Genomic DNA, 24622 nt, shown 5'->3' on the forward strand with positions numbered 1-24622 from the left:
AGTCGGTGAGCGAGCCGCTCCGCGCCGTCGTGGTCGGCGTCGACATCGGCACCACCAGCACCAAGGCGGTCGCGTACGACGTCGACGGCACGCAACTCCTGCACCGCTCGGTCGGCTACCCGCTCGACGAGCCGCACCCCGGCTGGGCCGAGCAGGATCCGCGCCGCATCCACACGGCGGTCCTGGAGTCGATCCACGCGGTCGTGGCGGAACTGGGCCGGCCGATCGCCGGCTTGGCGTTCAGCACGGCGATGCACAGCCTGATCGGGCTGGACGCCGACGGCAACCCGCTCACCCCGTCGCTCACCTGGGCCGACTCGCGGGCCAGCCGGCAGGCCGAGCGGCTGCGGGCGGTCCCGTCCGGGCTGGCGCTGCACCGCCGCACCGGCACCCCGGTCCACCCGATGGCGCCCCTGCCCAAGCTGCTCTGGTTGGCCGAGCAGGATCCGCAGCTGTTCGGGCGGGTGGCGTACTGGGTGGGCATCAAGGACTGGATCATGCTGCGGCTGTGCGAGGCGCTGGTGACCGACCACTCGGTCGCCTCCGCCACCGGCCTGATGGACATCCAGCAGCTCTCCTGGGACTCCGATGCGCTCGGCATCGCCGGGATCACCGAGGAGCAACTGCCCGAACTGGTGCCCACCACCACCGTGCTGCCGGGGCTCACCGCCGAGGCGGCCGCCGCGACCGGGCTGCCACCCGACACGAAGGTGGTCGTCGGCGCGGGGGACGGCCCGCTGGCCAACCTCGGGCTCGGCGCGGTGGCCCCGGGCGTCATGGCCTGCACGATCGGCACCAGCGGCGCGATGCGGGTGATGGTGGAACGCCCCGGCGTGGACCCGCTCGGCGGGGTGTTCTGCTACGCGCTGACCGAGCAGCGCTGGGTGGTCGGGGGCGCGATCAACAACGGCGGCATCGTGCTCGACTGGGCCGGCGACGCGCTCGCCCCGGAGCTGGGCGAGCACGCCGAGCAGGAGCTGCTGGCGGTGGCCGCCGAGGCCCCGGTCGGCTCCGGCGGGTTGATCATGCTGCCGTACCTGTTGAGCGAGCGGGCGCCGCACTGGAGCGCGCTGCCGCGCGGCGCGTACGTGGGGCTGACCCACGGACACCGCCGCGCGCACCTGGTGCGGGCCGGCCTGGAGGGGGTCTGCCAGCAGTTGGCGCTGGTGCTGGCCTCGGTGCGGGCCGCCGGCAACGAGGTGCGGGAGATCCGGGCCAGCGGCGGGTTCGCCCGCAGCCCGCTGTGGCGGCAGATGCTCGCCGATGTGCTCGGCATGCCGGTGCGCTTCCCCGTCGAGCGCGAGGGTTCCAGCTTCGGGGCGGCGCTGCTCGGCATGGAGGCGCTGGGGCTGGTCGCCTCCGTCGACGTCGCCGCCGACCTGGTGCACATCGAGGAGACCGTCCGCCCCGATCCGGCCGCCGCCGCCACGTACGCCGCCCTGCTGCCGCTGTTCTCCGAGCTGTACAACGCGCTGGTCCCCACGTTCACCTCGCTGCGCCGGCTCGCCCCGGGCCTGCCGCCGGAACCGCCGCCGCGGTAGCCACCGCCCGCGCCCCGGACGGGTGACACCGCTGGGCACGATGCCGGCCGCCCCGCCCGCCTTCATATCGTACAAACGTGAGGAAAACCGACAAGAGGCGCTCGTCTTCCTGGCGGGGCGCGGTGCGCGTACCGCTGGCGGTCGTCACCCTGCTGGCGCTGGCGGCGGGGCCGGCGGCGGCGGACGGCGGCGGGCCGGAGCCCGGGCCCGGGCGCGCGCCGGCCAGCACAGCGGCCTGGCTGCCCTTCCCCGGCGGGGTGTTCTCGGTGGACACCGGCACGCGCACCGTGCGCTACCGGGCCTGCGACGGCGACACCGGCCGCGCCACCGACCCGGACATGCGAGTCGTCGGCCGGTCCGCGCGCGGCACGCTGACCCTCGACGGTACGACCTACGCCTACGACGTCCCGCTCGTCGGCCGCCGGTGGGGCATCCTGGAGGTGGCCCGCCCCGGCGCCCGGCCGCAGCGGCTGGCCGGCCCGGTGGTCACCGACCCCCCGCCGCCCACCGACCCGGTCGCCGGCCGCCGGCTGCTGCCGCTGACCGACCGGCTCCGGCAGGTGGTCGACGCCACGGCCGGCACCAACCCGGCCGGCGTCGCGGTCCGCGATCTCTCCAGCCGGTACGGCGACCAGCAGGTCGCGGTGAACGGCACGTTCCGGCCGAAGGCGGCCAGCGTGATCAAGCTGTGGATCCTCGTGGAGCTGCTGCGCCGGGTCGACTGCGGCCAGGTGTCGCTGAACGAGGGCGTGCTGGTCACCCCGGCCGACGTGGTCGACGGCACGGGCGAGCTCCAGCACGAGACGTTCCCCCAGGTGGTGAGCCTGCGTCGGCTCGCCGAGTACACGATCGTCTACAGCGACAACACCGCCGCGAACGTGCTGATCGGCTACCTGCGCGGGTTCGGGCCGGTCAACGCCCTGGCGGACTCGATGAACCAGTGGCAGACCATCCTGGCCCGCAAGTTCCTCGACGAGGACGCCGCCCGGCGGGGCGAGGAGAACTACACCAGCCCGGACGACGTCGTCTCGCTGCTCGGCGCGGTCTGGGACGCGCAGATCCTCACGCCCGGCTCCCGGGACCTGCTGATCGACTTCATGCGGCGGCAGACCCTGAACACCAAGATCCCCGCCGCGCTGCCGCCCGGCGTCCCGGTCGCCCACAAGACCGGCGACCTGCCGGACGCCTCCCACGACGTGGGGTACTACCTGATCCCCGGCTCCGAGGTCGCGGTCGCGTTCCTCACCGCCGGCCCGATCGCCACCGGCGACGAGGTGGTCCGCCGCCTCGCCCGCACCGTCTACGACTACGTCGCCGATGGACGGTGAACAGCTCAGGCCGGCGGCTCCAGGGTGCTCGCCGGGGATCCGGGGCCGGCCGGGCGCGAAGGCGTCCGGCCGGCCCCGTCAGGGAGCCTCGACGCCGGAGATGCGGTATTTGTGCACCTCGGCGCCGCGGATCGCCACCGCCTGCTCCTCGGCCGGCCCCGCACCCCGGAAGGCCAGCAGCTGCGCGTCGGACTCCCAGCGCTCGTAGACGTTGATCCGGCCCGGCTCGACCAGGTCGGCGCTGATCGCGAAGTCGACGCAGCCCGGCGCGGACCGCGCCTGCCGTACGACCTCGACGCAGTCGGCGAGGTAGGCGTCCCGCTCGTCAGGGTCGACGTAGAGACTGCCGGCGACGATGAGCACGTGACCTCCAGGGAGCGGACGGACCGCACGATCAGGCGCGGCTGATCGCGTTGGCGTGGATGGCCTCGCTCAGGTACGCCGCCATCCCCGTCCTGATCCTCTCGAAGTACGCGGTGAACCGCTCGTCCGCCACGTACATGTCGGCCAGCCCCGTGTGGACCTCGTACGAGCACTCGTAGAACCAGCGGCTGATGAGCTGCCGGTGCTCCTCGGCCAGCTCCATCGCCGCCGGGCTGTCCGCCGGCGCGCCGGAGGACATCACCTCGACGAACCGCCGCCCCCAGTCCTCGTTCTCGGCCTTGTTCCGCAGCCAGTCGTCCTTGGTGTAGCGGGACACGCGCCGGTTCGACTCCCGGTACGCCTCGGTGCCGCCCCACCGCTGCTCGGCCTCCTCGGCGTGCGCTTCCGGGTCGAAGTCGCCGAAGACCTCGAACCGCTCCTGCGGGGTCAGTGCAATGTTCAACTTGCTCGCCTCCATCGCGAACTCGATCGCCGTGACCATCTCCTGGAGCCTCTTGATCCGTACGGTCAGCAGCTCGTGCTGGCGGCGCAGGTGCGTCGCCGGGTCACTCGCCGGGTCGTCGAGGATCGCGGCGATCTCCTCCAGCGGGAACCCCAGCTCCCGGTAGTAGCGGATGTGCTGCAACCGCTCCAGGTCGGCGTCGTCGTAGCGCCGGTAGCCCGTGCCGCTGCGGCCACTGGGCGAGAGCAACCCGATCTCGTCGTAGTGGTGCAGCGTCCGCACGGTCACCCCGGCCGACTTCGCAACCTGTCCCACCGTGTACGCCATGGTTTCCCTCCCTTCCGCCACCGAGGCTCCCGCCTGCCGTTACGTGAGGGTCAAGCCCGATTCTGGACCCGCGGACGACGTCCAGCCGGCGGGACCGGTCAGGCGGGTGGCGGCGGGGTCTGCCGGTAGAGGCTGACCAGCACGCCGTAGCGGTCCTCGCCCTCGCCGGCGTCCTCGGCGGTGTCGAGCAGCTCGCTGAGCGCGGCGCCGAGCCGTTCGGCCTGGGCCGCGGTGAGGCGCAGGTGGCGCAGGTGCAGCAGCGGCTCGCCCGGCGCCGCGGAGACCTCCTCGGCGACCGCCCCGAGCATCGCGGCGGTCGCGGCGGCGTGGCCGGGCGCCACGCGCATCCGTCGGGCGCTGCGCTGGTAGTACTGCTCGGTGCCGCCGCGGACCTGGCGGGTGTGGGCGACGCGGACCATGTCGGCGTCGCGCAGCACCTTGAGGTGGTGGGCCACGTTGCCCTTGGCCGCGCCGAGCGCCGCCGCGAGTTGGCTGATGGTGGCGGGGCGCTGCCCGAGCGCGAAGAGCAGCCGCTGCCGCAGTGGATGCCCGAGCGCCTTGAACTGTGCCGGGGTGGTGACCTCCAGCAGGTCGTCGAGCGGCTGCTCCGCAGGCGTCGGCGTCATGACGAAAGTGTCTACGTCTCTTGACGCTTTGTCAAAGCGCTGCTCTACTGCGCACATGACAACCCTCGACACACGGGAACAACCGGCATCACAGATCGAGATCACCGAGGTCGTCGAGCGCACCGCCTGCCTGGTCGGCGAGCACTACGTCTTCGCCGACGTCGCAGCCCGGCTCGCCGGGCTCCTGCGGACGGAGGCCGACCGGCACCGGCAGGCACAGTCCTGGTCGGCGCTCGCCGACACGCTCACCCGGACGCTCCAGTCGATCACCGGCGACCGCCACCTGGGCGTGAGGTTCCACGACCGGCCGCTGCCGGAGGACGGCGGGGATCCGCTCGCCGACGCGCTGCCCGGGATGGCCCGGGCCAGCCTGGGCGGCATCCACCGGGTGGAGCGGCTGCCCGACAACGTCGGCCTGCTGCGGATCGAGCCCGCGCTGTTCTCCCCCACCCTGGCCGGGGAGGCGATGACCGCCGCGCTGCGCCTGGTCGCCGACGCCGACGCCCTGATCCTCGACCTGCGCGAGACGATCGGCGGTGACCCGGAGATGGAGGCGCTGGTCTGCGGGCACCTCTTCGACCGCCCGACGCACCTCTACACCATGCGCCAACGCCACCTGCCCGACCGCCAGTTCTGGAGCCCCGCACCGCTGGCCGGAGCCCGCTTCGGCGGCGACCGACCGCTGGCCGTCCTGACCAGTGCGACGACCTTCTCCGGCGGCGAGTCGCTCGCCTACGCGCTCCAGCAGCACGGCCGGGCCACGGTCGTCGGCGAGCGGACCGGGGGCGGTGCCCACCCCCGGACGGGGTTCCCCGTCCATCCGCACCTGCACCTCTCGGTGCCGGTCGCCAGCCCGGTCAACCCGGTCTCCGGCACCAACTGGGAGGGCACGGGCGTCGTGCCGGACGTCGAGGTGCCCGCGGCCGAGGCGCTCGACGCCGCCCACCGGACCATCCTGCGCGCCGCCCCGCCATCACCCACCGTGACCTAGCACCCCTCGTCACGCAGCGTCACGCCGCGGCCGACGGCCGCACTACCCTGTCGCCCCTTTGCTCTGCACCCATCACCGCACCACGGGTCTTGACCTGGACATGTCCAATCGACGGGCAGTTCACGTAGTTCACGCAGCGTGCCTGGCGCGTCGGTGGGTGCAGAGCAAAGCGCGCGGAGGGGGTAGGCCCCGGCCACGCACGAAGGTAACGGAGAGTGGCGGCAAGTTCCGGCCACCTGGCGCTGGGCCGGCGGCGGGAGTCCAGCCTGGGTCCGGGCGGGTGGGAGACCGACGCGTCAGCCGGTCAGGCCCACTCCTCGTCGGGGTCGCCGTACACGTCGGCCGAAGAGACCGCCGCGACCGCGCGATCGGTGGAGCCCGAGGCGGGGTCGTGCGACCCAGGCACAAGGGCCGGGCCGGGGCCGGGCAGCGCGGGGGCCGGGCCGGGGTCCGGGGGCGCGGGCGCGGGGACCGGTGGGCCCCCGTGGGTCCACGGGGTCTCCTCGACGGCAGGGAAGGTCCCCGCCGGCATGAAGGAGTCCGACAGGGTGGTGTAGCAGAGCCGCTCCCCCACCTCGGGCACGGTGCCCGGCGGAGCCGTCAGCCCCCGGCCCATCCCGCCGGAGAGTTCCAGCACCACCTCGGTCTTGCCGTCCGCCGCCGGAGTCACGAAGACCACTTTGGCCTTCTGCGCCGGCCGGGCCGGCGAGTACAGCGTGGCGCCGACCGGCATCGGCACCGGCTCGGTGGTGACGACCTGGACGCGGGGACGCAGCACCGGCCGCTTCCCGGTGTCGTCCACCCGCTTCGGGTCGGCCAGGATCACCTCGCCCACGAACGCCTCGCCGGTCAGCCGGTGCTCCGCCATCACCAGCGGGTCGTCGTAGGCTCGCTGGACGGCGTACGAGGTCAGGGCCCGTTCCAGCCGGTGCAGCCGCTGGGCGGCGGCCACCGCCCCGTCGCGGCGGGGCTGCGGCGGGCCGCCCGCGTCGACGTGCTCGGCGTACCCGGTGAACGCGTCCTTGTCGCCGTCCCACCGGCCGGCCACCCGGGCCCCCGGCGGCAGGCCGCGCAGCAACCCCACGCCGCGCCACATCAGCTCCCAGGTGGGCGCGAGCTGGTCGCGCAGCAGCCGCTCCAGCTCCGCGTACGCCCCGGCGCGCGCCTCCGCGTCGTCCTCGGCGGCGGCGTACGCGGCGATGGCCGGGGCGAGGCGGTGGTTGTCGAAGTCGGGGTCGGTGGCCGGCCCGGCGGGCGGGCAGAGCGCCGGGTCCTCGGCCCGGGCCGCCGCCTCGGGGCCGGTGAGCCCGGCCGGCGGGTCGATCCAGCCGAGCAGCGCCGACAGGTGCAGGTCCTCCACCACGCTCTGCCCGGTGGCCCAGTGCAGGGTCAGCGCGTCGGTCATCGCCACCAGCGCCGACGAGCCGGGATGCTCGGCCCGCTCGGCGAAGAAGGTCAGCCAGCGCCCGAGCACCGGCACCGACGGATGCACCGGATACTCCCCGTCGGGGCGACGGAAGCGGGTGGAGCGGCCGAGCAGCCGCAGGAAGGTCACCCCGGCCGGGTTCGGCACCAGCAGCTGCGGGGCGTCGACGTACCGGTACCGCACGTCCCTGCCCCGGTCCACCGGCACCGCCTCGGCGACCCCCCGGAACCCGTCCAGGTACGGCAGCACGGTCGCGGCCAGCTCGGCGGCGAACCGGTACCGCTGGTCGCGGTTGCGGGGCTGCGGCACGATCAGCAGCCGCGCCGCGTCGGGCGCGTCGCCGACCAGCGCCGCCAGCGGGGCGTTCGCCTCGCCGGCCATCGCCAGCGGCACCAGCACCAGCGGGCGCTCGGCCAGATGCAGGTGCCGGACGGTCGCCACCGGCTGGGCCACCCCGGCGGCGAGCGCCTGCGCCCTCGCGAGCGCGCGGAGCGTACTCATGCGGGGGTCCCGGCGAGGGCGTCGGCGCGCAGCCGGGCGGCGGCCCGCAGCAGCGCGGCGGCCTCCTCCTGCCCCGGGTCCGGCGTGCGCTCGCCGGCGGCCAGCGCCAGCACCTCGTCGACGTCCACGATCCCGCCCAGCGCCTCCCGGACCGGCCGGCCCAGCGCCCCGCTGTGGCCGCGCGCCTCGTGCCGGCAGAAGTACGCCAGCTCGCAGGCCGCCAGGCACTCCGGCGCGTAGCGGGCCTCCACCCGGGACAGCGCGGCGAGCAGCGCCGCGGGCTCGGCGGTCAGGTCGGCGGTGAAGTCCTCGGGCACGGCGGTCAGCAGCGCGTCGAGCCTGGCCATCCGGTCGAGCTGCCGGCGCAGCACCAGCAACTGTTTGCGCACGTCGACCAGGCTGGCCACCGGCTGGTTGGCGAAGTCCCGCGGGCAGACCAGCACCACGTCGTGCGACACCAGCTCGGGATCGTGGCCGGCGGACGCGAGCAGCTCGCGCAGGGCCAGCACGTAGACGGCGGCCTGGGTCGCGGCGGCGGACACCTTGGCCGCGTCGGCCTGACCGTCGACCACCGGGAACGACTTGATCTCGACCACGTGGAACCGGCCGGCGAGCCGGGCGGCGACCAGGTCCGGCTCCAGGTGCACCCGGCGGCCGGCGACGTCCAGGCCGAGCAGGGGATGGTCGAACAGCGCGGCGGCGTCGCCCGTCCCGTCGCCGGGCATAGCCCCGGTCAGCAGCTCGGCGGAGCGCCGGTGCCGGGCTGCCGTGTCGTCCTCGACGCCGTCGCCGAGGTCCGTCCAGGTCGCCGCCGCCGGCACCGGTACGCCCAACCGCTCGGCGACCAGCCGCAGCAGCTCGGCCCCGCCGTCGGCCTTGACCTGCGCCTCGAAGGCGTTGCCGCGGGTGATGGCGAACCGGGACTGCCCGAACCGGGCGGGGAAACCGATCCGCTCGGCCAACTTCGGCTTGTCCACCCCGGCGCCGTCCAGCACGGCCCGCCGGGTGCAGCCCGGGTTGCCGGTCAGCGCGGCGATGGTGCGGGCGTTGTGCCGCCTGGGTGGCACACCGCCGCGGATCGCCGCCAGTCGCTCCTCGCTGCTCGTCACGATCCGCCACGATAGGCGGTCCCCGCCGGTCGCGCCGGGCGACGCCCCGGCGGGAAGAGCGCGGGACGCCGCCCGGTGCGCGCGTGCCCGGCCACGCGCGAGCCGGAGCCCGGTCAGGCCGAGCCGGAGAGACCGGCCAGGAGCGCGAAGCCGCCACAGCAGACCACGCCGAGCACGAGGAGGGTGACCAGCAGGATGCTGTAGTTCGACCACATCCCGAACTTCGTCACGTCGGTGCCGTGCCCGTCGTGGACGCGGTTGCGCCACCCGCCGAAGCGGAACGACAGTTGGTGCACCGCGCCGGGATGGGCGACGAGCGCGGTGGTCATCACGGGAATGCCCATGAAGTCTGTGTAGCGGACGTCGTGCGGGCCCGCCGGGACGGCCACGTGCCAGGTGCCCTCGCCGGGAATCGGCACGACCTGGCGGTCGACCTTGAATTTGCTGGTCGAGGGGGCGGGGACGAGGTACGGCCCGCGGTTGACCGAGACGACCAGCACGGCGTGGCCCGGGGGCGGCGGGATCGGGTGGGGGTACGCGACCAGCGGGGTGACCGCGCCCGGCCCCGGCGGGTACGACGGGTGAGGGGGATACGACATCGCCACATCCTGGCATGCCCCGGCACGCGGGCCGGGGCGCGCTGTCGGGCCGGCTGACGCCGGCACAGGTCACGCGGCGGTCACCGGCCAAAGGAGCGGTTCCAGGGCGAGCGGGGCAGGGCGGTGCCGGCCGTCGGGCGGCGGTCTCGGCGACGCCGGCGGCGCCCCGGGGTGCAGGGCGGCCGGGAGACGGTGTGCACGGGCGCCGGGGCGGGAGCGGCGGGTTGCCGGCCGATCAGCCAGCAGAGGAAGCGGGCCATCGGTGGGCTCAGCCGACCGCGAGGCGCTCGGCCTCGGACCTGGGGATGTCGTACTGGGCGCCGCAGAAGGTGCACTGCTGCACGTAGCGGGTGCGGATCGGGATGATCGGGACGAAGAACAGGCTGAACTTCGTCGACCGGCGGGTGATCACCTGGGCGGCGTGGTTGCCGCAGTTGCGGCAGACCTGCTGCACCACGCCCGACCGGCTGACCTTGGTGCGGAGCCCGAAGATGAAGAACATCGCCCGGCAGTACCCACTGCCGGGCCCGCAATCACCCCCAGACCGGGGTCAGGAGCGGAAATTCCCGGCGGACGGCACGGCCGACAGCCCGCGCAGGAAGGCCAGCCCCTCGACGGCGAGCGCGTCGGGGCCGGTGGCGAGCGGTCGCCACACGGACATCGGCACGGCCAGGGCCGGCGCCGTGAACGACTCGATGCTCAGCAGGCCGGAGTAGTCGATGTCCGCCAGGGCAGCCAGCATCGCCGGCCAGTCGAGGTGGTCCCCGCCGGGCGCGCCGCGGTCGTTGCCGCACACCTGTACGTGGGCGAGCCGGTCACCGGCCGTCCGGATGGCCGCCGGCAGGTCGCGTTCCTCGATGTTCAGGTGGAAGGTGTCCAGCGCGAGCCCCAGGCCGTCGATCCCGTCGACCACCTCCAACGCCTGCTCGACGGTGTTGAGCAGGCTGGTCTCGAACCGGTTGAGCGGTTCGAGGGCGATCGTCACGCCCCGCTCGGCGGCCTCGGCGGCCAGCGGCCGGAGCCGGTCCACGAGGCGCGCCGTGGTGGCGCGTCGCGCGTCCGGGTCGAGCAGCCAGGTCCGACCGGCCGGCGCGTAGAGCGGGCCGGCCACGACGGCGGCCCCCACCTGGCTCGCGGCCCGCAGGCAGTGCCGGACGAAGTCCTCGGTGAGCCGTACGACCTGCTCGTCGTCGGCGAGCAGGTCGTGGTCGGGCAGCAGGCCGGCGCAGACGGCGGGGGCCAGGTCCAGCCCGGCGAGCAGCTCCGCGGCCACCGTGGGATCCCAGTCGCCCGGGGCCTGGATGGGCAGCTCGACGGCGTCGAAGCCCCACGCCTTGATCCGTGGGGCGAGCCGGGCGAGCGCCTCGTCGGTCAGCGGCGCGACCCACGCCCACGTGTTGATGCCGATCCTCATGCCCGCCCTCTCACCCTCCATAGTCGACGGATCCGTCGACTGTAGAGGATTGTGGGGCGCCACGACCGGCCGACATCGGGGCATCCGCTCGTCGAGGACGAGCGGATGCCCCTGCCGGGCCCGTGGCCCGCCCGCCGCGACGGCAGGCTCGCACAGGCACGACGGCCGACGATGAGTACGTCGCTGTCAGGCGTCGCTCATCTGCCGGTCCCAGTCGTCGCGCTTCTGCTCGCCGGAGTCGTCGCGCTTGTCCTGGCCCCGGTCGTCACCCTTGTCCTGGCCCCACTCGTCGCGCTCCTCGTCACGGCCCCAGTCGTCACGCTTGTCGTGGCCCCGGTCGTCACCCTTGTCCTGGCCCCACTCGTCACCCTTGTCCTGGCCCCACTCGTCACCCTTGTCCTGGCCCCACTCGTCGCGCTCCTCGTCGCGACCCGAGTCGTCACCCTTGTCGTGGCCCCAGTCGTCACGCTTGTCGTGGCCCCAGTCGTCACCCTTGTCCTGGCCCCACTCGTCGCGCTCCTCGTCACGGCCCCAGTCGTCACGCTTGTCGTGGTCCCGCTCGTCGCTCTTGATCTGGCCCCGGATCTCGCCCTTCGGGTACTTCTTGGTGTGCACGTTGGCGTACGTGACGCCGGCCTCGATCGCGTCGACAAGCTCGTCGAACTCCCCGGGCTCGATGCCCTGGTCGGCGGGGCCCACCACGTCAGCGGGCCTGATGGTCCCCTCGATCCTGGCAGGGGCGGGAGGGCATGCCTGGACGCCCTGTGGCGCGCCACCCTTCGCGTCCTTGAGGTTCGAGCAGAGGAAGGCGGCGATACCGCCGCTCTGGTGTCTTCCTCCGAAGTGGATGTGCGCCTGCTCGACGTCCTTCAGGTCGTCATAGCTCAGCCGCCACTTGATCTCCTTGTTCCGTTCGTCGATGTGCGCCTCGAACCGGCCCGAACCGGGCGTGGAGATCGTGAGCGGGTCCTCCTGGTAGCCGCTGAGCTTCGCCCGGACGGTGTCCTCACCGCGCCGCGAGTCGTCCCAGTCCCACGAGTTCTGCGACTCTCGCGATTCGTGCTTGTCGCGCGAGTCGTCCCGTCCGTCACCCATGGCGGCGTTTCCGGCGGCGACCGCCGCCACCGCCGCGCCGGCCGCCACCGCAACTGCCCACAGTCGAGTACGTCCCACCATCACTGCTGCTCCTTCCTAGGCGATGCCTGGCCCAAGCTCACGGACGGCCGTCGACCGATCCGTCGGAGGCGCAGGCGGAAGGCGCCGTTCAGCCGAGAACGGAGTCACGATGCCGACGGCTCAGGCTGAGCAGGCGCCCCTATGGTGAAATTGTCCCATATTCCCCATATGCCGTCGCGGCTTCCCCGATCCGACCGTGAGAGACTTTCGCGACCTGTGGACCGCCTGCACCGGCTCTGCGGCACTTGGACAGGCAAGAGCCCCCTGCACCCCGATGGGGTGACAGGGGGCTCTTGCTCCCGAGGTCAGCTCGTCGCCTGAGCGACCTCCGGCTCCAGGCCCGGCACCTCGGCCGGGAGCCAGATGGGCTGCCAGTCCTTCATCTCGTGGAAGCGGCGCAGCTCGAACAGCCCCGAGAGCGACCCGGCCCAGGCCCCGTACGGCGGGTTCTGCTCGTCGAAGCCGGACTGCACGAAGGTCAGCTTCGTCTTCCCCTGCGACTCGGCCAGCTCCCACGTGCTGACGCCGCTCGGCCCCCAGTCGACCGACACCCTCCGGCCGGGCTCCAGGTCGACGACCTTGGCGGCGTAGCCGGTCTCGAAGCCACCCATCGCGTAACGGCCGCCGACCCAGGGCTCGATGCCGATCGGGTAGCCGAACCAGGCGCTGGCCTGCTCGGAGTCGGTCAGCGACTCGTACACCTTGGCCATCGGCGCGTCGATCAGCAGCTCGCCGCGCAGGTCGGCGGAGGTGAAGTCGACCTTCGGCAGCAGCGGGTCGCCCTCCAGGTGGGCGGCCAGGTTGGCGATGGACAGGCTCCAGAAGGTCTGCAGGACTCCGCGGATGCTGCTGCCGCTCATCGCCTCGGCGAAGTCGAAGTGGCTCTGGACCAGCGTCAGGACGGTGCTGTCGGGCCCCTCGGCGCGCAGGTCGAACTCGGTGGTGGTCTCGACCCCGTCGAGCAGCCAGGCGAAGCGCAGCGTGTTGTCGTCGACGTGCAGCAGCCGCTGGTGCGGCGCGTCGCCCTCGGGGGTGTGCCGGCCCCAGAACTCGTACCGGTGCGGCAGCTCCACCTCGGCGTGCTCGGCGAGCCAGACGCGCAACTCGCCGGGGTCGGTCAGGGCGCGGCGGACGGTGGCGACCGGCGCGGCGAGGCGGGCGGGCAGCTTCATCGGTTCACTCACGGTCTTTCCCCTTCGGATAACAGGCCACGGCGAGCTTGAAGGCGTCGCCCTCGGCGCCCCCGTAGCGCGTGAAAAGGTCCTGCAGGGTCGTCTGCAGGTCGTGCAGGAACTGCTGGCGTTGCTCCGCCGGCACCCGGATCTCGCCGGCCACCCCCACCGAGGGGAGTTCGGGGGCGGCGCGGTCCAGCCCGGCGATGTCGGCCTGGACCTCCTCCATCAGGTCCAGCAGGTAGCCGAGGCTCAGCTCGTCGCGGGCCCGGCGCAGGCCGATCCGGCCGACGAGCCGGGGCGACAGCCAGTAGGACCGGGCGGCGGCCTGGTAGATGCCCTCCGTGATGCCGCGGACCTTGCGCTCGCTGACCTGCTCGGCCAGCCCGGCGGCGACGAGCTGCTTGACGTGGTAGTAGACCCGCTGCGGCGTCTGCTCCAGCCGGGCGGCGACCTCGGTGCAGGTGCGCGGCTCGGCCAGTTGCCGCAGCACCTCGACGCGCTGCGGCTTGAGCAGGACCTCGGCCTGCTCCATCTGCTCCAGGTACAGGACATCTCTCATGGCAAAATCAGTTTGTACGTACAAAATTTGTTTGTCAATGAGTTCGACGAAAGCCGCGCCGGCCGGCCGGCGCGGCTTTCGTCCGGATCAGGGCAGCCAGTCGGGGCGCAGCGGATAGCCGCTCGCCCCCTCCGGGCCGTTGCGGGTGGCCAGCACCTGGTGCAGCTGGATGCCGTTACGCTCGAACGCCAGCCGGGAGCCGGCCATGTAGAGGCCCCACACCCGGGCCGTGCCCGGCCCCACCTCGGAGACGCAGAAGTCCCAGTGCTCCACGAGGTTGCGGCACCAGCCGGCCAGCGTCAGCGCGTAGTGCCGGCGCAGGTTCTCCTCGTGCTGCACCTCCAGCCCGACGTCGTGGATCTCGCTGATCACCCGCCCCGGGCCGGCCAACTCGCCGTCGGGGAAGACGTACCGGTCGATGAACGCGCCCGAGCGGTGCGGCGCGTGGTTGTCGGCCCGCGTGATGCAGTGGTTGAGCAGCCGCCCGTCCGGCCGCAGCCGGTCCCGCAGCGCGGCGAAGTAGGCCGGGTAGTTGCGCACCCCGATGTGCTCGGTCAGCCCGATCGAGGAGACCGCGTCGAACTGCTCGCGCGGCGCGTCCCGGTAGTCGAGGTGGCGCACCTCCGCCAGGCCGGTCAGCCCCTCCCGCTCGATCGCCGCCCGGGCCCACTCGGCCTGCGCCCGGGACAGGGTCACCCCGAGCGCCCTGACGCCGTACTCGCGGGCCGCGTGCCGGACCATGCCGCCCCACCCGCAGCCCACGTCGAGCAGGCGCATCCCGGCCTTGAGCGCGAGCTTCTGCGCCACCAGGTCGTACTTGGCCGCCTGGGCCTGCTCCAGCGTGTCGTCGGGCGAGCGGAAGACCGCGCAGGTGTACGTCATCGACGGGCCGAGCACCTTCTCGTAGAAGGCGTTGGAGACGTCGTAGTGGTGGGAGATCGCGGTGCTGTCCCTGATCCGGGAGTGCCGCAGCCCGTTCACCAGCCGCTTCCAGCGCGGCTGCGCCTCCTGCGGCGGGGGCGGCGGCGGCATCAGCCGCTCCCAGCCCAGCCCGCGCACCAGGGCCAGCGCCTCGGCCAGCGGGGGCGTACGCAGCCGCAGCTCGTCCTTGAGCACCCGCAGCGCCTCGTACGGGTCGCCCGGGTGCACGCCCTGCAACGCCAGGTCGCCGCTGACGTACGCCCGGGCCATGCCCAGGTCGCCAGGGGCGGTGAGCAGGTAGGTCAGGCCCCGCTCGGAACGGATCGACAGGGTGATCCCGGCGTCGGCCGGGCCCACCGCGCTGCCGTCGTACCCCGTGACCCGCACCGGAAGGCCCCCGGTGGTCAACGCGCGGACGACGTCCGCCACGCGCGGACCCGGGCGCCGGCCCCCCGCCGGCGGGGAGGCGGGAGCGCTCGCCGCTCCCTGGTCTCGATCGGTCAGGCTCATTCTCGTGCTACCGCCTTCTCGTACAGTCCCGTGAGCCGGTGGTCCGGGTCGTAGCGGTCCTTCACCGCGCGCCACGTCGTGCCGCCGTAGAGCCGGTCGAAGGATTCCCGGTCGTAGTACGTGTCGGAGTAGAGCGACTTGTGCCCGCCCAACTCCGACACCATTCGCTCGATCACCCGGTTGACGTCGCCGTCGGCGGCGCCGCCCGCGATGGGCACGCTCCCCCAGAAGCCGATGTTCACATAGTCCTGCCCGGGCCGGAGGGGATACAGCGGCCAGGCGCGGGCCGATTCCGGGCCGGCCGGCTCGCGCAGCCGCAGCGGGCACAGCCAGACCGGGGTCATCCCCACGGCCCGGGCGAACCAGCGCAGGAACTCCGCCGTCCGGTCCAGCGGGATCTCCACGTCCTGCACCACCCGCTCGCGCGCCGGCTGGCCGCGCAGCCGGTCGATCCGGGCGGCCACGCCGTGCCGGTGCTCCAACCGGACCAGCCGGTGGTAGACGTCGCTGCGCCGCCACCGCGCCGGCCAGATCCGCCGGACCACGGGGTGCTGCACGCCGAACGCCGCCGAGCACCAGAACCAGTCGGTGTCCCAGCGCCAGAGATAGTCGTACGTGGTCAGGGCGTCGCCTGTGCGCCGGCGCAACGACCGGTAGTAGATGTCCTGACCCGTGTAGTCGCTGACGTGCGGGGCGTCGTCGGTGAAGGCGCCCAGCACCAGGTACGCCTCGCCGGGGCTGAACATCACCCCGTCCATCGCGTCCACGGCCTCGCCCGCCCAGGAGCGGGTCGCGGTGACCTCGGCGACCGCCTCGGTGAGGGCCTCCAGCCGGGTGAACCGGACGTTGCGCAGGGCCACGAAGCGGCGTACCGGCTGCAGCTCGATGCGCAGCCGGGTGGCGTAGCCGAGGCTGCCGAGCGAGTTGGGGAAGGCCGCGAAGAGGTCGGCGTGCTCGCCCTCCGGGCGGGCCGTGACGACGTCGCCGGCCCCGGTGAGCACGTCCAGTTCCACCACCGACTCGTGCGGCAGCCCGTTGCGGAACGAGGTCGACTCGATGCCGAGCCCGGTGACCGCCCCGCCGAGGGTGATGGTGCGCAACTGCGGCACCACCAGCGGCATCAGCCCGTGCGGCAGGGTCGCGTCGACCAGGTCCTCGTAGGTGCACATGCCCTGCACGTCGGCGGTGCGGGCCACCGGGTCCACATCGAGCACGCCGGTGAGCCCGCTGACGTCCAGCCCCGGCACGCGGGGGGCGGATCGGGGGCGGAACAGGTTGGAGGTGCGTTTGGCGAGCCGGACCGGTTCGCCCGCGGGCACCGCCGCGTACGACCGTCGCAACTGGGCCACCGCGCCGTCGTGGTCGACCGGATGATGATCCACACGCACCGCGCACATGAGATCACTGTACGCTCCCACCGCTCTTCCGCGTGGGATGTCCACGGTGGCCGTTTCGCGCCGCGACCGCCGCGCCACCGCCCCGCGGGGCGGTGGATCCGGCGGTTCCGGACCGACGACCGCGTGGCCGCGCGGGTCCCGTCGGCATAGCGTGGGAGCCATGCCGAAAGCTGTGTGGAACGACATCGTCGTGGCCGAGAGCGACGACACCGTGCTGGTGGAGGGGAACCACTACTTCCCGCGTACCGCCCTGCGCGACGACCTGATCCGGGAGTCCGACACGCACACCGTCTGCCCGTGGAAGGGCACCGCCTCCTACTACACGCTCGTCCACGACGGGCGGACCAGCCCCGACGCCGTCTGGTACTACCCCGACCCGAAGGCGGAGGCGGAGATGGTCCGCGACCGGGTCGCGTTCTGGAAGGACGTCCGGGTCGTCGACTGAGCCACCCGCCCGCACCGGCGGCCGGAGCGGCAGTGGACGGTCGCCGACCGTCAGTCCCGGTAGCTCCACGCCCGCCGGCCCCCGGCGGCGACCGCCGGGGTCGGCGCGGGCGGCACCTCGCGGCGGCGGCGCAGCAGCAGCGACAGCACGGCCGCGCCGATCGACAGCGCCCCCGCCACGTACCAGGCCGGTGCGTAGTCGCCGAGCCGGTCCCGGACCAGCCCCGCCCCGGTGGCGGCGAGGGCCGCGCCGACCTGGTGCGCGGCGAAGACCCAGCCGAAGACCACCGCGCCGGACGCGCCGAAGTACTCCCGGCACAGCGCCACCGTGGGCGGCACCGTGGCGACCCAGTCCAGCCCGTAGAAGACGATGAAGACCAGCATGCTCGGCTCGGCCGTGGCCGCGAAGAGCCCCGGCAGCACCAGCAGGGAGCCGCCGCGCAGCGCGTAGTAGGCGCCCAGCAGCAGCCTGCTGTCCACCCGGTCGGTCAGCCAACCCGAGGCGACCGTGCCGACGATGTCGAAGAGCCCGACCAGCGCCAGCAGCCCGGCGGCGGTGGTCTGCGGCATCCCGTGGTCGTGCGCGGCCGGCACGAAGTGCGTGCCGACCAGCCCGTTGGTGGTCGCGCCGCAGATCGCGAAGCCGCCGGCCAGCAGCCAGAACGGCCGCGTCCGGGCCGCCTGTGCCAGCGCGCCGACGGCCCGCGACGCCGCCCCGCCCGCCGGCGGCGTCGGGGGCACGACCTCGGCCGCGCCGTAGGCGGGCAGGCCGAGATCCGCCGGGTACTCGCGCAGCAGCCACACCACCAGCGGTACGACCGCCAGCGCCGCCCCGGCGACCACGAGCGCCGCCGCCCGCCAGCCATGCGCGTCGACGAGCATGGCGACCAGCGGGAGGAAGACGAGCTGGCCGGTCGCGCCGCCGGCGGTGAGCACGCCGGTGACCAGGCCGCGGCGGTGCACGAACCAGCGCCCGGTGACGGTCGCCACGAAGGCCAGCGCCATCGACCCGGTGCCGAGCCCGACGAGCACGCCCCAGCACAGGACGAGTTGCCAGCTCGCGGTCATGAAGACGGTCAGCCCGCTGCCCGCCGCGACCGTCAGCAGCGCGCCGGTGACCACCCGCCGGATGCCGAACCGGTCCATCAGCGCGGCGGCGAACGGTGCGGTGAGCCCGTAGAGCAGCAGGTTGACCGAGACCGCGGCGGAGATGGTGGCCAGCGGCCAGCGGAACTCGGCGTGCAGCGGATGCAGCAGCACCGAGGGGGTGGCGCGGAAGCCCGCCGCGCCGACCAGCGCGACGAACGCGACGGCGGCGACGGTCCAGGCCGGGTGCAGGCGACGAGGTCGGGTCACGGGTCGAGTCTGCGGATCGGGCCGGCCGACGACGAGTGGCCGGAAAGCCATCATGCGCAATAATCGGGCCATGACCGTCCGCCCGCACCGGATCGCCGTACTCGCCACCGACCAGGTCGTCGGCCTCGACCTCGGCACCCCCGCCCAGGTCTTCGGCACCGCGCGCGACGCCGACGACGTACCGCTCTACGTGGTCGACACCTGCACCGCGGGCGCCCTCCCGGTGCGCAGCACCGCCGGCTACCAGGTGCTCCCCGACCACGGGCTGGAACTGCTGGAGGCCGCCGACACGGTGGTCGTCCCCGGCATCCACGGCGGGCCGCCGATGCGCGACGGGACGCTCGACCCGGCGGTGGCGGACGCGCTGCGCGGGGCGTACGCACGGGGCGCCCGGATCATGTCCATCTGCACCGGGGCGTTCGTGCTGGCCGCGGCCGGGCTGCTCGACGACCGGCGGGCCACCACCCACTGGGCGTACGCCGACCGTTTCCGGCGGCTCCACCCGGCTGTGGACCTCGATCCGGACGTGCTCTTCATCGCCGACGACCGGGTGCTCACGTCGGCCGGGGTGGCCGCCGGGATCGACCTCTGCCTGCACGTCATCCGCACCGACCACGGCAGCGAGGTGGCCAACCGGGCGGCCCGGCGTTGCGTGGTCCCGCCGTGGCGCGACGGCGGCCAGGCCCAGTACATCGAGCGCCCGGTGCCGAAGACGGCGGACGCGGGCACGGCCGGGGCGCGGGAGTGGGCCCGCCATCGGCTGCACGAGCCGGTCAGCCTGCGCGACCTGGCCGGGCAGGCCCGGATGAGCGTGCGCACCTTCACCCGGCGCTTCCGCTCGGAGACCGGGATGAGCCCGGCGCAGTGGCTGCTCCAGCAGCGCACCGACCACGCCCGGCTACTGCTGGAGACGACCGACCTCACCGTCGACCAGGTCGCCCGACGCTCCGGCTTCGGCACCGCCGCGGCGCTCCGGCAACAGTTGCACCAGCGCATCGGCGTGACCCCGTCGACCTACCGCCGCACCTTCCACCACCCCTGACCCCCTCACCCTCGCCTCCCCGCCCCGCGCCCCGCCCGCCCACCCGCCATCTCCCCGCGATCTTGCGCTTTCGGCCCGGCATTCGCGCTCTTTCACGCGGTTTGTCGGGGCGACAGGTGCGAGATCGCGGAGTGGGGACGGGTCAGGTCAGGGGGTGCGGAGCATGCGGAGTTGGGCCAGGTGTTTCGGGAGATGGACGCGGGTGTGCAGGTCGAGGGTGCGGCCCCAGGGCAGGGTGTCGTCGACGACCAGGTCGAAGCCCTCGCGCAGGTGCGTCTCGACCGGGGTCTCCGCCGCCGGGCCGAGCCGCTCGGTCAACACGCAGAGCTTCTGGCTGGTGGCCCGCAGCAGGGTGGCCAGCCCGTCCAGCCCGCCGCACTCGACGACCAGCGCGTCCACCTGCGGACGGTGGATGGTCTCCAGGTCGTAGTACGCGAACGGCGAACCGGCGATGACCGCCTCCGTAGCCTCGGTCATCAACTCGTCGTTGGCGGCGAGGTGGGCGACGATCTGTTCGGCGCTGAGCTGCCCGGCCGGCGGTGGCCCGAACCCGCCCGCGTCGACCTCGGCGAGCACCTCCTCGTACGCCCCTCGCAACGCCCCGCTGTCCATGCCCCTCAGTGAATCCCGTCCCGCGCCGTCCGCCCCAGCGTTCCCGCACGTGGTTCACCCGGATGGGGCACACCGGGACCTCAACCTGGAGCCAGCGGACGGCGAACGCGGCCAACGGCGACCGGGACGCCGGCCTGTGGTCCGCGGGCGCTGTCGAGCTGCCAGCGGGGTCAGCGGCGACGGGGCTGGCGGGCGCGGAGGTAGTCGGAGACGACGTACTCGCCGAGGTCCTCGAGGTCGGGGGTGAACATGCGGCCCTTCGAACGGCGGGCGACGGCGTCGACGAAGCGGCGCAGGCCGGGGTCGTCGCCGAGCATGAACAGGTTGAGCGTGGCGCCGTAGCGGGTCAGCCGGTCCACCTCGCGGACGGTCGCCTCGATCGTCTCCGGCAGCGGCGGCCAGTGGAACAGCGCCTCCCCGTCGTCCGGGTCCAGGTAGGCGGTCGGCTCCCCGTCGGTGACCACCAGCACCACGGGCTCGGCGCCCGGGTGCCGGCGCAGGTGCCGGCCGGCCAGCCGCAGCGCGTGCTGGAGGTTCGTGCCCTGCTGCATGTCCGGCTCGACGGCGGCCAACTCCTGCTCGGTCAGTGGCAGCGCCTCCCGGCCGAACCCGATGATCTGCAGCGCGTCCTGCGGGAACCGGGTGGCCATCAGGTGCGCCAGCGCCAGCGCGGTCTGCTTCATCGGGCCCCACCGGCCCTGCGAGATCATCGAGTAGGAAAGGTCGACGCAGAGCGCCACCGCCGCCGACGCCCGCCGTTCGGTCTCCACCACCTCGAAGTCCTCGACGGCCAGCTGCACCGGCACGCCCGTCCCGGCGCGACGGACGGCCCGGGTCAGCGTCCGCACCACGTCCAGGGGCTGCTCGTCGCCGTACTCCCACGGGCGGGAGCCCCCGCTGACCTCGCCGGCGGCGCCCGCCGAGCGCAGGTCGTGCTGGCCGCGCGGCCCGGCCGTCAGGTCGGCGAAGACCCGCCGCAGCGCGGTGCCGCCGAGCCGGCGCAGCGCCTTCGGGCTCAGGGTCAACCCGTCGGCGTCCCGGCTCACCCATCCCTGCCGGCGCAGTTCCCGCTCCAGCTCCCGCAGCCGGCGTACGTCGTCGGCGGCGCCCCGGCCCAGTGTCCGGGCCACCGCGTCGACGTCGACGTCGTCCAGGGTGGCACCCTGGTGCTCCTGGTCGAGCTGGTCGAGCAGCCCGTCCAGTTCGGCGATCTCGCCGAGCGCGCCGGCGGCCTCGCCGTAGCCGAGCGGCCGGTCGCCACGCACCCGCTCGCCACGGCCCCCGTGCAGGTCGGGCCGGAGCGCACGGAGGTTGGCGTCCAACGCGGCCAACTCCCCGGCGAGCCGGTCGCCGAGCGACTGCCGCATCAGGCCCGCCAGCTCCTCCCGCTGCCGGTCGGACAGCGAGCGCAGCAGCCGCTCCCCGGCGGCCGACCGGCGGGCCAGCACGTCGACCAGCTCGTCGACGTCGGCCGGCTGCTCCGGGAAGAACTCGCCGTGCCGGCGCATGAACTCGGCGAACGCGTCGGTGGTGTCCTCGGACCGGGCGTGCCGGGCCAGCAGGTCGTTCAGGTCGCGCATCATCTCGGCCAGCCGCCGCTGGGCGGCCGGGTCCGCCGAGGCCCGCACCGCGTCCCGCAGCCCGGCGAAGCGCTGGCCCAGCACGTCGTCGCGGAGCCCGTCCAGGATCCGCTGGTACGTCCGGCGCGCCTCGTCGCTGGCCCACCCGTAGCCCGCCAACTCCGCCACCGCCCGGGCGGTCGAGCGGGGCAAGTTGTCCAGCACCGCCTCGGCGAACCGCGCGGCGTCGCCGTCGCGCCCGCGCAGCTCGTCCCGCTCGGCGGCGAGCGCCTGGTCGAGCAGTGCCCGGGCCCGGGTGACCGCCCCGTCCAGGTCGCCCCGCCGCAGCGCCTCCCGGCGCAGCCGCCTCGCCCGCGCGGCCAGGTCGTCGAGGCCGCCGCGCCCGTGCGGGCCCCGGCGCAGCAGGTCGCGCAGCGCCTCCCGGAGACTGCCGCCGGCCAGCACCTCCGCGCCGACGGCGTCCACCGCGCCCCGCACGTCGTACGGGGGCGCGAGCGGGTCGGGGCCGCCGCGCCACTGCCCGTACCGGAAGCGGTTGCCGGCCATGCTCAGGCCCGACCGCCGTAGCGGGTCCGGCCGGAGTCCGTGACGTCCTTGCCGAGCCGGCGGGTCAGGTGCAGCCCCTCCAGGACGAACTCGACGCCGGCGGCGGCCTGCTCGGGGGTGGGCGCGTCGCCCAGGCCGAGCCGGTCCAGCGCCTTGGCGAGCCCGGGGACGGTGCCCACCTGGCGCAGCAGCTCCGCCGAGCTGACCAGCTCGCCGGTCTCGATCACGGCGTCCTCGTCGACCAGGGCGGTGAAGCCGGACAGGTCCAGCCCCGCCAGCCGGGCCCGGAACGTCTCGGCCGTCGCGGTCCGCAGCAGGTGGCCGAGGATCTCGACCTCCCGCCCCTCCTCGCCGCTCTCGAACTCCACCTTCCCGCGCAGTGTCGACGTCACCGACACCGCGTCGCCCACCCGGGCCACCGGCGCCTCGGGGCGCGCCCCGTCGGCACCGGCGGAGAGAAGGCCGGCGCGGCGCAGCGCGGCGGCGGCGACCGTCTCGGCGGCGGCGATCGCGAACCGGGCGGAGACGCCGGAGCGCGGGTCCACCGACGGCGACTCGCGTACCGCGCGGGCGAACCGCGCGAGGACCTCCAGCACGTGCTCCGGCACCTCGGCGACCGGGTCGGCCTCCTGCCGGATCAGAGCCAGCTCCAGGTCGAGGTCGGCCGGATAGTGGGTACGGACCTCCGCGCCGAAGCGGTCCTTCAGCGGGGTGATGATCCGTCCCCGGTTGGTGTAGTCCTCCGGGTTGGCGCTGGCGACCAGGAACAGGTCCAGCGGCAGCCGCAGCTGGTAGCCGCGGACCTGGATGTCCCGCTCCTCCAGCACGTTGAGCAGCGCGACCTGGATCCGCTCGGCCAGGTCGGGCAGCTCGTTGACCGCGAAGATGCCCCGGTTGGTGCGCGGTACGAGACCGAAGTGGATGGTCTCCGGGTCGCCGAGGGTGCGCCCCTGGGCGATCCGGATCGGGTCGACGTCGCCGATCAGGTCGCCGACGCTGGTGTCCGGGGTGGCCAGCTTCTCGCCGTAGCGCATCGAGCGGTGCAGCCAGGCGACCGGCAGGTCGTCGCCGGCCTCGGCGACCAGCGCCCGGGAGGCCGGGGTGAGCGGGTGCAGCGGGTGCTCGTTGAGCACCGAGCCGGCGATCACCGGGGTCCACTCGTCGAGCAGCCCTGCCAGCGAGCGGATGAGCCGGGTCTTGCCCTGGCCCCGTTCGCCGAGCAGCACCATGTCGTGCCCGGCGAGCAGCGCCCGCTCGACCTCGGGCAGCACCGTGTCGTCGTAGCCGACGATGCCGGGGAAGCGGTCGGCGCCGGAGCGCATCCGGGCCAGGAGGTTGTCGCGGAGTTCCTGCTTGACCGTGCGGTACGCGTGGCCGGCCGCCCGCAGCGCGCCGAGCGTGCCGGGTAGGTCGGCCGGTGGGACCGGGGTAACCGGGGAAGGCGCAGTCACCCCAACCACGCTAGCTCACGGCGCCGGGGGCGCCCGGTCCGTCGACCGGGCGCCCCCGCCGTCGGTACGGCTCAGCCTCGGCCGCAGTCCCCGCAGGCGCCCCGGCGACGCAGGTGGTACGCGTACGTGGCCGCGCCGAGGGCGACGCCCCAGAACGGCCACAGCAGCATCGGCGCGGTGGCCAGGCTGACCTCGCCGAAGTCCCAGAAGTCGGGGCTGGCGAGCAGCCCGAGCGTCGCCGCGGTGACCGCCACCGCGACGAGGGTGGCCGGGACCACGGCCAGCCGTACCGGCACCGGCCGCCCGGCCAGGCCGACCGTCCAGCGCGGGAACCGCTCGCCCCAGCGCTGCACCAGGCCCAGCGTGAGGACCGCGCCCACCAGCGCGAACCCGCCCAGCCCGGCACCCGCCCACACCAGCCCGCTCGCCCGCATCTCGTCGAGGAACGACTGCTCGATGCCGAGCGGGATGCCGGCCGCCCAGGCGAGCCGGGTGACGGCGTACAGGGCCGGGATGGTGGCCGCGACCCAGGCCGCCCAGCGCCCCCAGCGGGTGGCCGAGGCGGGCGAGGTCCAGCCGTGGTCGGCGCCGTCGCGCCCGCACCCCGGGCAGGCGCCGGCGGTGCGCCGCTGCCAGCCCAGCACGGCCCCGGCGAGCAGCACCCCGCCGACGACGGCCGCGAACCGGGCGAACAGCGCCCAGGTGAAGACGTCGGCGTAGTCCACCGGCGGCCAGCCGAACGGCGCGCCGATGACCAGGATCGGGGCGTACCCGAGGATGGTCAGCACTCCCACGTCCGGCACGACGACGGCCAGCAGGAACGCGACCGTCCAGGCGTACGCCGACAGCAGCGCGCGCAGCGGCCGGCCCGGACGCTGCGAGCCGGTCATGGCGAGCGCGGCGACGGCGGCGCCGAGCAGCAGCGCGGCGAACAGCGGTGGCCCGACGGTGGTCGGGACCAGCCGCAGCAGGTTCATGTCCCCGCCGGGGTCGTTCGCGCCGAACGGGTAGCCGGCGCCGGTGGCGGTGGAGACGAGGGCGAGCACGCCCCACAGACCGAGCCAGGCGGCGGCGAGCGGGGCGAGCCGGGCCGACCGGTGCACGGCCGGCCGGCGGGTGGGCGGAAGGGTCGTCGTCATGCCTTCAGCCTCGGCCGGCGGGCCCC

The 24622-nt window shown here is 74.2% G+C and carries 23 protein-coding genes; 5 read left to right on the top strand and 18 right to left on the bottom strand.

Going from position 1 to position 24622, the window contains the following annotated elements; all coding sequences use genetic code 11:
• Positions 1–5: 5 nt before the first annotated feature.
• Complete coding sequence (locus ABZ793_RS10490) at positions 6–1541, top strand: gluconokinase (RefSeq protein WP_357455012.1); 1536 nt, start codon at positions 6–8, stop codon at positions 1539–1541.
• Between the two features lie 77 nt (positions 1542–1618).
• Entirely contained in the window at positions 1619–2869 is a 1251-nt protein-coding gene (locus tag ABZ793_RS10495; RefSeq protein WP_357455015.1) for a serine hydrolase, read from the top strand.
• 78 nt (positions 2870–2947) lie between these two features.
• Here the strand turns inward: ABZ793_RS10495 and ABZ793_RS10500 are convergent, their stop codons facing one another.
• The 3 genes from ABZ793_RS10500 to ABZ793_RS10510 all read right to left on the bottom strand — a co-directional run bounded on the left by ABZ793_RS10500 (position 2948) and on the right by ABZ793_RS10510 (position 4648).
• On the bottom strand, positions 2948–3232 hold the full coding sequence (locus ABZ793_RS10500) for an antibiotic biosynthesis monooxygenase family protein (RefSeq protein WP_357455018.1): 285 nt from the start codon (positions 3230–3232) through the stop codon (positions 2948–2950).
• Between the two features lie 31 nt (positions 3233–3263).
• Positions 3264–4022 carry a MerR family transcriptional regulator gene (locus ABZ793_RS10505; protein WP_357455021.1) on the bottom strand — a complete coding sequence of 253 codons (759 nt, stop codon included), beginning with the start codon at positions 4020–4022 and terminating at the stop codon, positions 3264–3266.
• Between the two features lie 98 nt (positions 4023–4120).
• Positions 4121–4648 carry a winged helix-turn-helix domain-containing protein gene (locus ABZ793_RS10510; protein ID WP_357455024.1) on the bottom strand — a complete coding sequence of 176 codons (528 nt, stop codon included), beginning with the start codon at positions 4646–4648 and terminating at the stop codon, positions 4121–4123.
• 55 nt (positions 4649–4703) lie between these two features.
• Here ABZ793_RS10510 and ABZ793_RS10515 point away from each other — a divergent pair, with 55 nt between their 5' ends.
• Complete coding sequence (locus ABZ793_RS10515) at positions 4704–5639, top strand: S41 family peptidase (protein WP_357455027.1); 936 nt, start codon at positions 4704–4706, stop codon at positions 5637–5639.
• Between the two features lie 304 nt (positions 5640–5943).
• Here ABZ793_RS10515 and ABZ793_RS10520 read toward each other — a convergent pair whose 3' ends face one another.
• The 10 genes from ABZ793_RS10520 to ABZ793_RS10565 form a co-directional block, all read right to left on the bottom strand.
• A complete protein-coding gene (locus tag ABZ793_RS10520) occupies positions 5944–7566 on the bottom strand; it encodes a hypothetical protein (RefSeq protein ID WP_357455030.1) in 1623 nt (540 codons plus the stop codon).
• A complete protein-coding gene (locus ABZ793_RS10525; RefSeq protein ID WP_357455033.1) occupies positions 7563–8675 on the bottom strand; it encodes a hypothetical protein in 1113 nt (370 codons plus the stop codon). The genes ABZ793_RS10520 and ABZ793_RS10525 overlap by 4 nt, the downstream gene beginning before the upstream one ends.
• A gap of 113 nt (positions 8676–8788) precedes the next feature.
• Complete coding sequence (locus tag ABZ793_RS10530; RefSeq protein WP_357455035.1) at positions 8789–9274, bottom strand: hypothetical protein; 486 nt, start codon at positions 9272–9274, stop codon at positions 8789–8791.
• A gap of 268 nt (positions 9275–9542) precedes the next feature.
• Positions 9543–9776: a zinc-ribbon domain-containing protein gene (locus ABZ793_RS10535; protein ID WP_357455038.1), complete on the bottom strand. Its 234-nt coding sequence runs from the start codon at positions 9774–9776 to the stop codon at positions 9543–9545.
• 48 nt (positions 9777–9824) lie between these two features.
• Entirely contained in the window at positions 9825–10688 is an 864-nt protein-coding gene (locus tag ABZ793_RS10540; protein ID WP_357455041.1) for a sugar phosphate isomerase/epimerase family protein, read from the bottom strand.
• A gap of 186 nt (positions 10689–10874) precedes the next feature.
• A complete protein-coding gene (locus ABZ793_RS10545; RefSeq protein ID WP_357455044.1) occupies positions 10875–11864 on the bottom strand; it encodes a CHRD domain-containing protein in 990 nt (329 codons plus the stop codon).
• Between the two features lie 305 nt (positions 11865–12169).
• Positions 12170–13048 carry an SRPBCC family protein gene (locus ABZ793_RS10550; RefSeq protein WP_357455047.1) on the bottom strand — a complete coding sequence of 293 codons (879 nt, stop codon included), beginning with the start codon at positions 13046–13048 and terminating at the stop codon, positions 12170–12172.
• Positions 13041–13598: a helix-turn-helix domain-containing protein gene (locus ABZ793_RS10555; RefSeq protein WP_357455050.1), complete on the bottom strand. Its 558-nt coding sequence runs from the start codon at positions 13596–13598 to the stop codon at positions 13041–13043. Before ABZ793_RS10555 ends, ABZ793_RS10550 begins: the two co-directional genes overlap by 8 nt.
• Positions 13599–13685: 87 nt before the next feature.
• On the bottom strand, positions 13686–15029 hold the full coding sequence (locus ABZ793_RS10560; RefSeq protein ID WP_357455053.1) for a class I SAM-dependent methyltransferase: 1344 nt from the start codon (positions 15027–15029) through the stop codon (positions 13686–13688).
• Complete coding sequence (locus ABZ793_RS10565) at positions 15026–16426, bottom strand: FAD-binding oxidoreductase (protein WP_357455056.1); 1401 nt, start codon at positions 16424–16426, stop codon at positions 15026–15028. The genes ABZ793_RS10560 and ABZ793_RS10565 overlap by 4 nt, the downstream gene beginning before the upstream one ends.
• 160 nt (positions 16427–16586) lie before the next feature.
• On the opposite strand from ABZ793_RS10565, the gene ABZ793_RS10570 reads away from it, so the two are divergent.
• Complete coding sequence (locus ABZ793_RS10570) at positions 16587–16871, top strand: DUF427 domain-containing protein (RefSeq protein ID WP_357455059.1); 285 nt, start codon at positions 16587–16589, stop codon at positions 16869–16871.
• Positions 16872–16921: 50 nt separating this feature from the next.
• Here the strand turns inward: ABZ793_RS10570 and ABZ793_RS10575 are convergent, their stop codons facing one another.
• Complete coding sequence (locus ABZ793_RS10575) at positions 16922–18226, bottom strand: MFS transporter (RefSeq protein ID WP_357455062.1); 1305 nt, start codon at positions 18224–18226, stop codon at positions 16922–16924.
• Positions 18227–18278: 52 nt separating this feature from the next.
• On the opposite strand from ABZ793_RS10575, the gene ABZ793_RS10580 reads away from it, so the two are divergent.
• A complete protein-coding gene (locus tag ABZ793_RS10580) occupies positions 18279–19268 on the top strand; it encodes a helix-turn-helix domain-containing protein (RefSeq protein WP_357455065.1) in 990 nt (329 codons plus the stop codon).
• Between the two features lie 147 nt (positions 19269–19415).
• Here the strand turns inward: ABZ793_RS10580 and ABZ793_RS10585 are convergent, their stop codons facing one another.
• From ABZ793_RS10585 to ABZ793_RS10600, 4 genes are all read right to left on the bottom strand, one after another.
• Entirely contained in the window at positions 19416–19880 is a 465-nt protein-coding gene (locus ABZ793_RS10585) for a hypothetical protein (protein ID WP_350703116.1), read from the bottom strand.
• A gap of 170 nt (positions 19881–20050) precedes the next feature.
• Positions 20051–22006, bottom strand: a complete 1956-nt coding sequence (locus tag ABZ793_RS10590) for a VWA domain-containing protein (RefSeq protein ID WP_357455068.1) — start codon at positions 22004–22006, stop codon at positions 20051–20053.
• Positions 22007–22008: 2 nt separating this feature from the next.
• The gene (locus ABZ793_RS10595; RefSeq protein ID WP_357455071.1) at positions 22009–23466 is read right to left on the bottom strand and encodes a magnesium chelatase; all 1458 of its coding nucleotides are present in this window, start codon (positions 23464–23466) and stop codon (positions 22009–22011) included.
• A 62-nt stretch (positions 23467–23528) separates the two neighbouring features.
• Positions 23529–24596 (bottom strand): hypothetical protein, encoded by a 1068-nt coding sequence (locus ABZ793_RS10600; RefSeq protein WP_357455073.1) that lies wholly within the window; start codon positions 24594–24596, stop codon positions 23529–23531.
• Positions 24597–24622: the final 26 nt, after the last annotated feature.

Source organism: Micromonospora sp. NPDC047465 (assembly GCF_040643125.1).
In the GTDB taxonomy this organism is placed as follows: Bacteria; Actinomycetota; Actinomycetes; order Mycobacteriales; family Micromonosporaceae; genus Micromonospora.

Excerpts from the sequence above, each read along its gene's own strand:
- ABZ793_RS10510 (WP_357455024.1), bottom strand. The coding sequence starts at position 4,648 with ATGACGCCGACGCCTGCGGAGCAGCCGCTCGACGACCTGCTGGAGGTC.
- ABZ793_RS10555 (WP_357455050.1), bottom strand. The coding sequence starts at position 13,598 with ATGAGAGATGTCCTGTACCTGGAGCAGATGGAGCAGGCCGAGGTCCTG.
- ABZ793_RS10505 (WP_357455021.1), bottom strand. The coding sequence starts at position 4,022 with ATGGCGTACACGGTGGGACAGGTTGCGAAGTCGGCCGGGGTGACCGTG.
- ABZ793_RS10560 (WP_357455053.1), bottom strand. The coding sequence starts at position 15,029 with ATGAGCCTGACCGATCGAGACCAGGGAGCGGCGAGCGCTCCCGCCTCC.
- ABZ793_RS10515 (WP_357455027.1), top strand. The coding sequence starts at position 4,704 with ATGACAACCCTCGACACACGGGAACAACCGGCATCACAGATCGAGATC.
- ABZ793_RS10520 (WP_357455030.1), bottom strand. The coding sequence starts at position 7,566 with ATGAGTACGCTCCGCGCGCTCGCGAGGGCGCAGGCGCTCGCCGCCGGG.
- ABZ793_RS10535 (WP_357455038.1), bottom strand. The coding sequence starts at position 9,776 with ATGTTCTTCATCTTCGGGCTCCGCACCAAGGTCAGCCGGTCGGGCGTG.
- ABZ793_RS10600 (WP_357455073.1), bottom strand. The coding sequence starts at position 24,596 with ATGACGACGACCCTTCCGCCCACCCGCCGGCCGGCCGTGCACCGGTCG.
- ABZ793_RS10580 (WP_357455065.1), top strand. The coding sequence starts at position 18,279 with ATGCGCAATAATCGGGCCATGACCGTCCGCCCGCACCGGATCGCCGTA.
- ABZ793_RS10585 (WP_350703116.1), bottom strand. The coding sequence starts at position 19,880 with ATGGACAGCGGGGCGTTGCGAGGGGCGTACGAGGAGGTGCTCGCCGAG.
- ABZ793_RS10530 (WP_357455035.1), bottom strand. The coding sequence starts at position 9,274 with ATGTCGTATCCCCCTCACCCGTCGTACCCGCCGGGGCCGGGCGCGGTC.
- ABZ793_RS10565 (WP_357455056.1), bottom strand. The coding sequence starts at position 16,426 with ATGTGCGCGGTGCGTGTGGATCATCATCCGGTCGACCACGACGGCGCG.
- ABZ793_RS10540 (WP_357455041.1), bottom strand. The coding sequence starts at position 10,688 with ATGAGGATCGGCATCAACACGTGGGCGTGGGTCGCGCCGCTGACCGAC.
- ABZ793_RS10545 (WP_357455044.1), bottom strand. The coding sequence starts at position 11,864 with ATGGTGGGACGTACTCGACTGTGGGCAGTTGCGGTGGCGGCCGGCGCG.
- ABZ793_RS10570 (WP_357455059.1), top strand. The coding sequence starts at position 16,587 with ATGCCGAAAGCTGTGTGGAACGACATCGTCGTGGCCGAGAGCGACGAC.
- ABZ793_RS10590 (WP_357455068.1), bottom strand. The coding sequence starts at position 22,006 with ATGGCCGGCAACCGCTTCCGGTACGGGCAGTGGCGCGGCGGCCCCGAC.